Annotated in this window: 11 protein-coding genes; 10 read left to right on the forward strand and 1 reads right to left on the reverse strand. The window is 63.8% G+C overall.

All coding sequences use genetic code 11. From position 1 onward, the window contains the following. Positions 1–3 precede the first annotated feature (3 nt). The 9 genes from nuoL (at position 4) to EV665_RS05395 (ending at position 11920) form a co-directional block, all read left to right on the forward strand. On the forward strand, positions 4–2001 hold the full coding sequence (nuoL, locus tag EV665_RS05355; protein ID WP_064329783.1) for an NADH-quinone oxidoreductase subunit L: 1998 nt from the start codon (positions 4–6) through the stop codon (positions 1999–2001). Next, positions 2001–3512: an NADH-quinone oxidoreductase subunit M gene (locus EV665_RS05360; protein WP_064329784.1), complete on the forward strand. Its 1512-nt coding sequence runs from the start codon at positions 2001–2003 to the stop codon at positions 3510–3512. The genes nuoL and EV665_RS05360 overlap by 1 nt, the downstream gene beginning before the upstream one ends. Positions 3513–3529: 17 nt before the next feature. Continuing rightward, on the forward strand, positions 3530–4972 hold the full coding sequence (gene nuoN, locus EV665_RS05365; protein ID WP_064329785.1) for an NADH-quinone oxidoreductase subunit NuoN: 1443 nt from the start codon (positions 3530–3532) through the stop codon (positions 4970–4972). Positions 4973–4995: 23 nt separating this feature from the next. Beyond that, on the forward strand, positions 4996–5736 hold the full coding sequence (locus tag EV665_RS05370; RefSeq protein ID WP_133033435.1) for a biotin--[acetyl-CoA-carboxylase] ligase: 741 nt from the start codon (positions 4996–4998) through the stop codon (positions 5734–5736). Positions 5737–5751: 15 nt separating this feature from the next. Next, a complete protein-coding gene (locus EV665_RS05375) occupies positions 5752–7419 on the forward strand; it encodes a ribonuclease J (protein WP_133033335.1) in 1668 nt (555 codons plus the stop codon). A 147-nt stretch (positions 7420–7566) separates the two neighbouring features. Next, positions 7567–7836, forward strand: a complete 270-nt coding sequence (locus tag EV665_RS05380) for a DUF1467 family protein (RefSeq protein WP_064329788.1) — start codon at positions 7567–7569, stop codon at positions 7834–7836. A 718-nt stretch (positions 7837–8554) separates the two neighbouring features. Beyond that, positions 8555–9883, forward strand: a complete 1329-nt coding sequence (proS, locus tag EV665_RS05385) for a proline--tRNA ligase (RefSeq protein WP_064329789.1) — start codon at positions 8555–8557, stop codon at positions 9881–9883. Between the two features lie 33 nt (positions 9884–9916). Continuing rightward, the gene (locus EV665_RS05390; RefSeq protein ID WP_133033336.1) at positions 9917–11224 is read left to right on the forward strand and encodes a lipoprotein-releasing ABC transporter permease subunit; all 1308 of its coding nucleotides are present in this window, start codon (positions 9917–9919) and stop codon (positions 11222–11224) included. Positions 11225–11233: 9 nt separating this feature from the next. After that, positions 11234–11920, forward strand: a complete 687-nt coding sequence (locus EV665_RS05395; RefSeq protein WP_064329791.1) for an ABC transporter ATP-binding protein — start codon at positions 11234–11236, stop codon at positions 11918–11920. Positions 11921–12001: 81 nt separating this feature from the next. On the opposite strand, the gene EV665_RS05400 is transcribed toward EV665_RS05395, so the two are convergent. After that, positions 12002–12583: a hypothetical protein gene (locus EV665_RS05400; RefSeq protein WP_133033337.1), complete on the reverse strand. Its 582-nt coding sequence runs from the start codon at positions 12581–12583 to the stop codon at positions 12002–12004. A 79-nt stretch (positions 12584–12662) separates the two neighbouring features. Here EV665_RS05400 and EV665_RS32235 point away from each other — a divergent pair, with 79 nt between their 5' ends. Next, a complete protein-coding gene (locus EV665_RS32235; RefSeq protein ID WP_162852975.1) occupies positions 12663–12800 on the forward strand; it encodes a hypothetical protein in 138 nt (45 codons plus the stop codon). Positions 12801–12838 lie beyond the last annotated feature (38 nt).

Raw genomic sequence — 12838 nt, forward strand, 5'->3', positions numbered from 1 at the left:
GTCATGGATACCATCATCAAGGCAATCGTCTTCCTTCCGCTGATCGGCTTCCTGATCGCCGGGCTCAGCGGCAATGCCATCGGCGCCAAGGCGTCCGAATATGTCACGTCCGGCTTCATGATCATCGCGGCCGTGCTGTCGTGGATCGTCTTCTTCGACGTCGCCATGGGCGAGACGGAGATGGTCAAGGTCAGCGTGCTGCGCTGGATCCAGTCCGGCGGCCTGGATGTCGAATGGGCGTTCCGCGTCGATACGCTGACGGCCGTCATGCTCGTCGTCGTCAACTCGGTCTCGACGCTCGTGCACGTCTATTCGATCGGCTACATGCATCATGACCCGCATCGGCCGCGCTTCTTCGCCTACCTGTCGCTCTTCACCTTCGCCATGCTCATGCTGGTGACGTCGGACAACCTCCTGCAGATGTTCTTCGGCTGGGAAGGCGTGGGCCTTGCGTCCTACCTCCTCATCGGTTTCTGGTACAAGAAGCCGTCGGCCTGCGCCGCCGCCATGAAGGCCTTCATCGTCAACCGCGTCGGCGACTTCGGCTTCATCCTCGGCATTTCCAGCGTGTTCGTGCTCTTCGGCTCGATCAACCTGGAGACGATCTTCGCAACGGCCGCGACCTATCTGCCGGCCGAGGGCGCCGCGGATGCCGCCGACCCGGTCATCACGCTGTTCGGCATGACGCTCGACAAGTCGCATGCGCTGACCGCCACCTGCCTCCTGCTCTTCATGGGCGCGATGGGCAAGTCGGCGCAGTTCCTGCTGCACACCTGGCTGCCGGACGCCATGGAAGGCCCGACCCCGGTTTCGGCGCTCATCCATGCCGCGACCATGGTCACCGCCGGCGTCTTCCTCGTCGCCCGCATGTCGCCGATCTTCGAACTGTCGCATGACGCCCTCGTGGTCGTGACGCTCGTCGGCGCCATCACCGCCTTCTTCGCGGCGACCGTCGGCCTCGTGCAGAACGACATCAAGCGCGTCATCGCCTATTCGACCTGCTCGCAGCTCGGCTACATGTTCGTCGCGCTCGGCATCGGCGCCTATGGCGCGGCGATCTTCCACCTGTTCACGCACGCCTTCTTCAAGGCGCTGCTGTTCCTCGGCGCCGGCTCCGTGATCCATGCCGTCGACGGCGAGCAGGACATGCGCCACATGGGCGGCCTTCGCAAGCATATCCCGATCACCTTCTGGATGATGACGATCGGCACGCTGGCGCTGACCGGCGTCGGCATTCCGGGCACCGTCATCGGCTTTGCCGGCTTCTTCTCGAAGGATGCGATCATCGAATCGGCTTTCGCCTCGCACAGCCCGGTTGCCGGCTTCGCCTTCGTGCTCCTGGTCGTCGCCGCGCTGTTCACCAGCTTCTACTCCTGGCGCCTGGCCTTCATGACCTTCTTCGGCAAGCCGCGCGCCTCGGCCGACGTCATGCATCATGTGCATGAATCGCCGTCCGTCATGCTGGTGCCGCTTTATCTGCTGGCCGCCGGTGCGGTGGTCGCAGGCGTGGTCTTCGTCGAATATTTCTACGGCCACCATTACGACGAATTCTGGCAGGGCGCGCTCTTCACGCTTCCCGAAAACCACCTCGTGCACGAGTTCCACAACGTGCCGCTGTGGGTGAAGTGGAGCCCGTTCGCGGCCATGGCCATCGGCTTCGTCACCGCCTGGTACATGTACATCCGTTCGCCGGAAACGCCGAAATACCTCGCCGAGCAGCATCGCGGCCTCTACCAGTTCCTGCTCAACAAGTGGTACTTCGACGAACTGTACGACTTCATCTTCGTCCGTCCCGCCATGTGGATCGGCAAGTTCCTCTGGAAGAAGGGTGACGGCGCCGTCATCGACGGCCTCGGCCCGAACGGTGTCGCCGCCCGCGTCGTGGACGTCACGGATCGCGTCGTCCGCCTCCAGACCGGTTACCTCTATCACTACGCATTCGCGATGCTGCTCGGTATTGCAGCACTCGTCACCTGGATGATGCTCGGGAGCTCCCTCTGATGACCGATTGGCCCATTCTTTCAGCGGTCACCTTCCTCCCGCTCGTCGGCGTGGCGCTTCTGCTGCTGACCCGCGAGGACAGCCCCTACGGCCGCCGCAACATCCTGAACGTCTCGCTTTTGACGACGGTCTTCACCTTCGTGCTCTCGCTCTTCATCTGGATCGGCTTCGACAATGCGAATCCCGGCTTCCAGATGGTCGAGAAGGCCGAATGGCTCGGCACCGGCATTTCCTACCATCTCGGCGTCGACGGCATCTCCATGCTGTTCGTCATCCTGTCGACCTTCCTGATGCCGTTCTGCGTGCTGGCAAGCTGGCATTCGGTCGAAAAGCGCCTGCGCGAATACATGATCGCCTTCCTGCTGCTGGAAGTGTTCATGGTCGGCGTCTTCGTCTCGCTCGACATCGTGCTCTTCTACGTCTTCTTCGAAGCCGGCCTCATCCCGATGTTCATCATCATCGGCGTGTGGGGCGGCAAGGATCGCGTCTACGCCTCCTACAAGTTCTTCCTCTATACCCTGCTCGGCTCGGTGTTGATGCTGCTCGCCATCATGGCGATGTACTGGCAGGCCGGCACGACCGACATCACGGAACTGCTCGCCTACAACTTCCCGGCCCACATGCAGACCTGGCTGTGGCTCGCCTTCTTCGCCTCCTTCGCGGTGAAGATGCCGATGTGGCCGGTGCACACCTGGCTTCCGGACGCCCACGTCCAGGCGCCGACGGCAGGCTCGGTCATCCTGGCCGGCGTGCTCTTGAAGCTCGGCGGCTACGGTTTCATCCGCTTCTCGCTCGCCATGTTCCCGCTGGCGTCGGACTATTTCGCGCCCTTCGTCTTCGCCCTGTCGGTCATCGCCATCATCTACACCTCGCTGGTGGCGCTGATGCAGGACGACATCAAGAAGCTGATCGCCTATTCGTCGGTCGCCCATATGGGCTACGTCACCATGGGCATCTTCGCGGCGAATGTGCAGGGCCTGCAGGGTGCCATCTTTCAGATGCTCTCGCACGGCATCGTCTCGGGCGCGCTCTTCCTGTGCGTCGGCGTCGTCTATGACCGGCTGCACACCCGCGAGATCGCGGCCTATGGCGGCCTCGTCAACAACATGCCGAAATACGCCGTCGCCTTCATGATCTTCACCATGGCGAATGTCGGCCTTCCGGGCACGTCGGGCTTCGTCGGCGAGTTCATGACGCTGATCGGCGTCTTCCGCGCCAACACCTGGGTCGCGCTCTTCGCCACCACGGGCGTCATCCTCTCGGCCGCCTACGCGCTCTGGCTCTACCGCCGGGTGATCTTCGGTGCGCTGGAGAAGGAAAGCCTGAAGGCGCTGCTCGACCTCGATGTGCGCGAGAAGCTGCTGCTCTACCCGCTCCTGATCCTCACGATCTTCTACGGTGTCTATCCGGCGCCGGTATTCGATGCGACGGCGGCTTCGGTCGACGCGCTGCTCAATAACTACTCCGCGGCTCTGCAGGCGGCGCAATCCGTTGCGCTTTCGGCGAACTGACGACGGGACTCGAAGACATGACCGCTGATACGATCCTTGCCAGCCTTCAACTCTCGACCCCCGAGATCATTCTTGCCGTCGGCGCCCTGGTCCTTCTGATGATCGGCGTGTTCTCCGGCGAGCGCTCGGGCACGACCGTCACCGGGCTCGCCGTCGCGCTGCTCATCATCTCCGGCCTCTGGCTGGTTCTCGCCACGGGCGAGGGCCAGGCCTATGGCGGCGCCTTCGTCTCCGATCCCTTCGCCAAGTTCATGAAGGTGCTGGCGCTGATCGGCTCGATCACCGCCATGGTGATGACGGTCGGCCACGCCCGCTCGGAGCAGCTCGATCGCTTCGAGTTCCCGGTCCTCATCGTGCTGTCGACGCTCGGCATGCTGCTGATGATCTCCGCCAACAGCCTTCTGTCGCTCTATCTTGCGCTGGAACTCCAGTCGCTGGCGCTCTACGTCGTCGCCGCGATCAACCGCGAGAGCCTGCGCTCGACGGAAGCGGGTCTCAAATATTTCGTGCTCGGCGCGCTGTCCTCGGGCATGCTGCTCTACGGCATGTCGCTGGTCTACGGCTTCACCGGCCATATCGGCTTCCAGGAGATCGCCGCCGCGCTGACGGCCGAGGGCCGCTCGCTCGGCCTCGTCTTCGGCCTGGTCTTCATCCTCGCCGGCCTTGCCTTCAAGATCTCGGCCGTGCCGTTTCACATGTGGACGCCGGACGTCTATGAAGGCGCGCCGACCCCGGTCACGGCCTTCTTCGCCGCCGCGCCGAAGGTCGCCGCCATGGCCATGCTGGTGCGCATCGTCATCGATGCCTTCGAGCCCGTCGTCGCCGACTGGCAGCAGGTCATCGTCTTCATCTCGATCGCCTCCATGCTGCTCGGCGCGTTTGCCGCCATCGGCCAGCGCAACATCAAGCGCCTGATGGCCTATTCCTCTATCGGCCATATGGGCTATGCGCTGGTCGGCCTTGCCGCCGGCTCCATGGCGGGCGTGCGCGGCGTCGCGCTCTACATGCTCATCTACATGGTCATGACGCTCGGCACCTTCGCCATCATCCTCGCCATGCGCCGCAAGGAAGGCGGCAATGTCGAGGACATCAACGACCTCGCCGGCCTCTCCTCGACCAATCCGTTCATGGCGACCGTGCTGACGATCCTGATGTTCTCGCTTGCCGGCATCCCGCCGATGGCAGGCTTCTTCGCAAAATACTTCGTGTTCATGGCGGCCATCGAGGCGCATCTCTATGCGCTCGCCATCATCGGCGTGCTCGCCTCGGTCGTCGGCGCCTACTACTACCTGCGCATCATCAAGGTGATGTGGTTCGACGAGCCGACGGGTGAGTTCGCCCGCACCGCCGGCGAACTGAAGCTGGTCTTCGGTCTCTCCGGCCTGTTCGTCGTCGGCTATGTGCTGATCGGCGGGCCGATCGGCGCGGCTGCCGAAGCCGCCGCCCGGACCTTCTTTTGAGCGGGTCCGGCACGCACCGCCGGATGTCGCTCGACGACTTCCGGCACGAGGCGCTCGCCGATGTGGGCTCGACCAATACGGAATGCCTGGAGCGCGCCCGAAAGGGCGCGCTTTCCGGTCTCTGGATCACGGCGGAGCGGCAGACGGGCGGGCGCGGCCGGCGCGGGCGGGCGTGGTTTTCCGAACCGGGCAACCTCTATGCTTCGCTCCTCCTGATCGACCCGGCGCCGATGGACCGGCTCGGCTCCCTGCCGCTTGCCGTCGCCGTCGCGGTGCAGGACGCGGTGCGCCGCATCATGCCGCTCGATGCGCCCGACGTGCTGATCAAGTGGCCGAACGACATCCTCGTCGACCGCCGCAAGGTCTGCGGCATCCTGATCGAAGGCGAGACGCTTCCCGATGGCCGCCATGCGCTGGTCATCGGCTGCGGCATCAATGTCTCGGTGGCGCCCGATGCCGGGCTCTATCCCGTCGCGACGCTGCGTGATTTCGGTGCGTCCGCTTCCCCTGAGGAATTGTTCGCCTATCTCTTCCAGTCGATGGCGCAAACGCTGTCGCTGTGGGACGGCGGACACGGGATTTCGGCCATCATGGAGCGCTGGAAAAGGGTGGCGGGGGGCATCGGGGAAAACATCACGGTCAACCTTCCCGATCGTTCTATTTCCGGGCGCTTTTCCGGAATTGATGATACAGGTCTCCTGAAACTGGAGACGGATGACGGCGGCACGCGGTTGATCGCGGCCGGCGACGTGTTTTTTGGATAGGAATTTTAGAAGCCGATGGCAAAAGAAGACGAACTGGTATTCCTGCCGCTTGGCGGCGTCGGCGAAATCGGCATGAACCTGGCGCTCTACGGCTACGGCCCGAGGAAGAACCGCCAGTGGATCATGGTCGATTGCGGCGTCACCTTCCCGGGGCCGGACCTGCCGGGGGTCGACCTCGTGCTGCCCGATATCCGCTTCCTCGCCAAGGAGCGCGAGAACCTCAAGGGCATCATCATCACCCATGCGCATGAGGACCATTACGGCGCTCTGAACGAGCTGTGGCCCGGCCTCAACGTGCCGGTCTATGCCTCGCCCTTCACCGCCGGCATGCTGGAGGCCAAGCGCGACTACGAGAAGAGCCGCACCGAAATCCCCGTGACGATCTTCAAGCAGGGCGACCGCATCAATGTCGGCCCGTTCGAGATCGAGGCGATCGGCGTCAACCACTCCATTCCCGAGCCGATGTCGCTGGCGATCAAGACGCCGCTCGGCACCGTCGTCCATACCGGCGACTGGAAGATCGATCTCGACCCGTCGCTCGGCCCGCTGACCGACGAGACGCGTTTCCGCAAGCTCGGCGACGAGGGCGTGCTGGCGCTGATCTGCGACAGCACGAACGCGTTGCGCGACGGCGTTTCGCCCTCCGAGCGCGAGGTGTCGGAAAGCCTCACCAGGATCATCGAGGCCGCCGAGGGCCGGGTGGGCATCACGACCTTCTCCTCGAATGTCGGCCGCATCCGCTCCATCGCCCAGGCCGCGGAGGCCGCCGGCCGCGAGGTGCTGTTGCTCGGCAGCTCCATGAAGCGCGTGACGGACGTTGCGCGCGACATCGGTCTGATGGAGGGCCTGAAACCGTTCATCGCGGAAGACGAGTTCGGCTATATCCCGCGCGACAAGGTCGTCGTCATCCTGACCGGCAGCCAGGGCGAGCCGCGGGCCGCGCTCGCCAAGATCGCCCGCGACGAGATGCGCAACGTCGCCTTCACCGACGGCGACACGATCATCTTCTCCTCGCGCGCCATCCCGGGCAACGAGAAGGCGATCAACGATATCAAGAACGGCCTGGTCGAGCAGGGCATCAACGTCATCACCGACAGCGAAGCGCTGGTGCACGTTTCCGGCCACCCGCGCCGCCACGAATTGCAGCAGATGTACGGCTGGACGCGCCCGAGGATGGTCGTGCCCGTGCATGGCGAGGCCACCCATCTCACCGCCCATGCCGAGCTTGCCGAACAGTCCGGCATCGCCGAGGTGCCGCGTGTGCGCAACGGCGATATCCTGAAGCTGGCGCCGGGCGAGCCCGAGGTGATCGACCAGGCCCCCTTCGGCCGCATCTTCAAGGACGGCAACCTCATCGGCGACTATGACGAGATGGGCATCGGCGACCGCCGCAAGCTCGCCTTCGTCGGCCATGTCGCCGTCAGCGTCCTGCTCGACAGCCGCTACGATTTCCAGGGCGACCCCGAAGTGGAGCCCTTCGGCCTGCCGCAGTTCGACGACGAGGGCGAGGACATGGGCGATACGCTCTATGACGCCGTGCTCGGCGCCGTCGAGAGCATACCGCGCGCGCGCCGCAAGGATCTGGAGATGGTGCGCGAGGCCGTGCGCCGCGCCGTGCGCTCCACCGCGAACGAGATCTGGGGCAAGAAGCCCGTCGTCACCGTCTTCCTGACGAAGGTCTGAGAAGACGGCCGCGGACCGTTCGTCCCGCCGCCCACGCGGCGGGGGAGCGGGGCTCGTCGGACGGGTGTGACAGCACGCCGCCCTCGCGCCGTTTGAACTTCGCCCGCGACGAGCGTAAAAGTCCCGCTGTCGCACGAGAGGCCGTCCATGCAGATCTTTTCCTACTTCGCCGTCTACTTCATCGTCTGGTGGATGACGCTTTTCGCCGTTCTGCCCTTCGGGCTGAAGACGCAGGCCGAGGCGGAGGAGGTGGTGCCCGGCACGGTGGAAAGCGCGCCGGCGCGCTTCCGTGGCGGCCGCGTGGTGCTGATAACCACGATCGTCTCCGCCATCATCTATGGCATCTGGTATGTCCTGTCGGTGCGCCTCGGCTACGGCATCGATTCCATCCCGCAATTCATGCCGGATTTCAAATAGGCGCCTGCCACAAAGGTTAACGCGCCATTCAGCGCCGCAGGCAAGCCATTCCATCTCTTCCGGGCCGCGCTGGAAAAGTCTTCCCCTGGCCCTACCTCCCATTTCCCTCGAAAGAGCCGGTGGAACTGCCGCGCTGACGTCGAGTCACGCGCTCTCGGAGGGTTTTGCATTACGTTGGGTGAGGCGGAGTGTCGCGGAGACCGCGCGGTGTGCGTCTTTGACGCATGGACCTGGCGAGCAAATTTGCTAGAGGGGGAGGCGTTGCGGGCAAAAAGCAAAAAAAAACAAGGCTGAAAGCCTTGTTTTACAGGTATCGCGTGATCTTTATCCGTTGTGCGGTGGCAGCGTCTGCGCGCGCCAAAGATCTGATCCTCCCAAGACTTGACCGCGAAAATGGCAAGAATTTGCACTTCCTGCCTGTTTTGTGGCTAGAAACTAGCCCAAACGTTAGGCGTTGTCATCCGCTTTTTTTGCATTTTTGCTACAGTGGAATAAAATTTTTCCATTGACAAGGCGCGCGCAATTTCTGTTATTGGCGGCCCCTTTTTTCTGCCACATTTCATCGGGCCGCGCAGGCGGTGGACAGCGCATCGAGTCGGCACCCCGCCGCGGCCTGCTGGGTTTCCTTCCTGTGGCGAAGCGTTTATGAACGCATCAAAATCAACGTCATTTTGCCCGATTCCCGAAATAGGGCGGATCAGTCACTCCGGAACCCGATATGCGCCTTTCCCGCTTCTTCCTGCCTATCCTCAAGGAAAACCCCAAGGAGGCCGAGATCGTCTCCCACCGGCTCATGCTGCGTGCGGGCATGATCAAGCAGCAGTCCCAGGGCATCTACACCTGGCTGCCGCTCGGCAAGCGCGTGCTCGACAAGGTGAACGCCATCATCCGCGAGGAGCAGAACCGCTCCGGCGCCGTCGAGCTTCTGATGCCGACGCTGCAGTCCGCCGAACTCTGGCAGGAAAGCGGCCGTTACGACGCGTATGGCAAGGAGATGCTGCGCATCAAGGACCGGCAGGAGCGTCCGATGCTCTACGGCCCCACCAACGAGGAGATGATCACCGACGTCTTCCGCTCGTTCGTGAAATCCTACAAGGACCTGCCGCTCAACCTCTACCATATCCAGCTGAAGTTCCGTGACGAGATCCGCCCGCGCTTCGGCACAATGCGCTCGCGCGAATTCCTGATGAAGGACGCCTATTCCTTCGATCTCGACCGCGAGGGCGCCGAGCATGCCTATAACCGCATGTTCGCAGCGTATCTGCGCACCTTCTCGCGCATGGGCCTGCGCGCCATTCCGATGCGTGCCGACACCGGCCCGATCGGCGGCAATCTCAGCCACGAATTCATCATCCTCGCCGATACCGGCGAGTCGGAAGTCTTCTGCCACAAGGACTTCCTGAACTTCGACGTCCCCGGCGAAGACACCAACTTCGAGGACGTCGCGGGCCTCAAGGCGATCTTCGACAAGTGGACCTCGCGCTACGCCGCGACCTCGGAAATGCACGACGCCCCCGCCTTCGAGGCGATCGCGGAAGGCGAGCGCCTGTCCGCCCGCGGCATCGAGGTCGGCCACATCTTCTATTTCGGCACGAAATATTCCGAAGCCATGGGCGCCAAGGTGCAGGGTCCCGACGGCAAGGAGCATACCGTGCATATGGGCTCCTACGGCATCGGCCCGACGCGCCTCGTGCCGGCGATCATCGAAGCCTCGCATGACGAGAACGGCATCATCTGGCCGAAGGCCGTCGCGCCCTTCGAGGCGATCGTCATCAACATGAAATCGGGCGACGCCGCCTGCGACGCGGCCTGCGAACAGATCTACGGCGCGCTGCTGAAGGCCGGCATCGACGTGCTCTACGACGACAAGGACGAGCGCGCCGGCGCGAAGTTCGCGACCGCCGACCTCATCGGCGCGCCGGTGCAGGTCATCGCGGGTCCGCGCGGCATCGCGAATGGCGAGGTCGAGATCAAGGACCGCAAGACCGGCGAGCGCGAGACGCTGACCATCGAGGCGGCGATCAACCGCCTGACATCCGGCAACTGATGCCCGCAGGCGCAGGCGGCAACGGGAGGAACCATGGCTGACGCAGCGAACGGTGCATCTGCAACCGGGGCGCAGGCCTTCAACAAGAACCGCCCGTTCTCCGCCTTCGAGCGGATGGTCGCCTGGCGCTACCTGCGCTCCCGGCGCAAGGAAGCCTTCATCTCGGTGATTGCCGGCTTCTCCTTCATCGGCATCATGCTGGGCGTCGCGACGCTCATCATCGTCATGGCCGTCATGAACGGGTTCCGCACCGAGCTGATCTCGCGCATCCTCGGCATCAACGGCCACATGATCGTCCAGCCGATCGATACGCCGCTGAACAACTACTCCCAGCTTGCCGAGCGCCTGTCGGCGGTTCCGGGTGTGACCATGGCGATCCCGCTCGTCGAGGGCCAGACGCTCGCCTCCGGCACGGCGGGCGCCGGCACCGGCGCGCTGGTGCGCGGCGTGCGCGCCGACGACCTTGCCAAGATGAAGGCCGTCTCCGACAATATCAAGGAAGGCGACCTCGTCGGGTTCGCCTCCGGCAGCGGCGTTGCCATCGGCTCGCGCATGGCCGAACAGCTCGGCCTCAGCGCCGGCGGCCAGATCACGCTCGTCGCGCCGGAAGGGGACGTGACGCCGCTCGGCGTCAATCCGCGCGTGAAGACCTACACGGTCTCCGCCATCTTCGAGATCGGCATGTCGGAATATGACGCGTCGATCATCTACATGCCGCTCGAAGAGGCGCAGCTCTATTTCAACGCCGAAGGCATCGTGCAGTCGATCGAGCTCTTCGTCGCCAATCCCGATGATGTCGACAATCTGCGCCAGCCGATCGAGGCGGCGGCTGAACGGCAGATCTTCATCACCGACTGGCGCCAGCGCAACCGCACCTTCTTCTCGGCCCTGCAGGTCGAGCGCAACGTCATGTTCATGATCCTGACGCTGATCGTGCTCGTCGCCGCGCTCAACATCATCTCCGGCCTCATCATGCTGGTGAAGGACAAGGGCAGCGACATCGCGATCCTGCGCACCATGGGGGCGACGTCCGGCGCGATCATGCGCATCTTCTTCATGACGGGCGCGGCGATCGGCACGGTGGGCACCTTCGCGGGCGTCCTGCTCGGCGTCGTCGTCTGCCTCAATGTCGAATCGATCCGTCAGTTCTTCTCCTGGATCTCGGGCACGACGCTGTTCAATCCGGAACTCTATTTCCTCAGCCAACTGCCGGCCGACATGAATGCCGGCGAGACGGTCTCGGTCATCGTCATGGCGCTGGCGCTCTCCTTCCTCGCGACGATCTTCCCCGCCTGGCGTGCCTCCAAGCTCGATCCGGTCCAGGCCCTGCGGTACGAATAGGATAAACGCATGAATGCGCGCGTCGCTCTGGAACTGAAGGGTATCGAACGGCACTACGGCCAGGGCGAGACCCTGCTGTCGATCCTGAAAGGGGCCGACTTCACGCTGAAGAGCGGCGAGACGGTCGCGCTCGTCGCGCCCTCAGGCACCGGCAAGTCGACGCTGCTGCACATCGCCGGCCTTCTGGAAAAGCCCGATGCCGGCGAGGTTTTCGTCAACGGCCATTCCTGCGCGAGGCTGCCCGACGACCAGCGCACCGCAATCCGCCGCGGCGAGATCGGCTTCGTCTACCAGTTCCATCACCTCCTGCCGGAATTCAGCGCGCTGGAGAACATCATGATGCCGCAGCTCATCGGCGGCCTTTCCAAGGCGGAGGCGCGCGAGCGCGCGGCCCAATTGCTCGACTATATGCGCATCGGCCACCGCGCCGACCACCGGCCGTCGGAACTCTCCGGCGGCGAGCAGCAGCGCGTCGCCATCGCCCGGGCCGTCGCCAATGCGCCGCTCCTGCTTCTCGCCGACGAGCCGACCGGCAACCTCGATCCGGAGACCGCCGGCTACGTCTTCGAGGCGCTGGAAGCGCTCGCCCGCCAGTCCGGCCTTGCCGCGCTCATCGCCACCCACAACCACGAGCTCGCCGGCCTGATGGATCGCCGCGTGACGATCGAGGACGGCCTCGTGCGCGAGCTTGCCTAAAGAGCAAGTGCGAAGCGGTTTTGCGTCCGGAATTGCGTTGAAATAAAGGGGTGGAGCGTCTTCGCGATTCGCGGAAACGCTCTAGTTGTCCAGCCCGCAGATCGAGCGCGCAATCTCGTCCTTCCAGTCCTTCAGCAGCACGAACTGCGCCTTGCCGCTGATCGGCTGGCCAAGCGCCTTGCCCTTGCCGGTCAGCACGTTGAGGTCGCATTCGCTTCCCCCGTCCGGGTTGAGCGTATCGTAGGACGAGAAGGTATAGCCTGCGACGATGAAATCGAAATTGCGGTAGGCGACGGTCAGCGTCTGGCGCCAGCGGTCCCGGCCGATCGATTCGTTCTTCGTCACCAGCGTGAAGGAACCGTTGGAAAGCGCCGCCAGCTCCGGCTCCTGGCCGGCCATGATGGGCAGGCTGCCCCAAACGGAGTTCGGCAGGGAAAGCGCCAGCGCCAGCCGGCCTTCCTCCGGTTTGGCGAGATAGACATAAAGCCCGCTGTTTTCGCCGCTGTCCTCGTCCGCCGTCGCGACGATGGCAAGATCCGCCGTGCCGTCCTTGTTCCAGTCGCCGCTCGCCATCGCCATGATGCGCTCGGCCGGAAAGTCCGCAGCCCCCGCCGCAGCGGGCAGGGCGGCAGACAGCAGAAGGGCGGCAATCAACGACTTCATCTTTTTTCCTCCGTTTGATCGAGGCGACCTTATTGCGCCCGGCCGCGCCGGTCCAGAGGGCCTGTGGAAAGCGGTTGACATGAGAACAAAAATTGAACAAAATGGAAACATAAAAGGAAAGGGAGCCACAATGACCGATTTTCTTCGTGATCTTGCTGCATTCACCTCCATGGCCATGTTCGTCGCCAGCTTCTCCGTCATCCTCTTCGGCATCTGACAGGATCGCCTCCGTCCGGCGGGCGCCGCATGCGTGGA

The sequence above is a fragment of the Shinella granuli genome, from assembly GCF_004341885.1.
Classification (GTDB): Bacteria; Pseudomonadota; Alphaproteobacteria; order Rhizobiales; family Rhizobiaceae; genus Shinella; species Shinella granuli.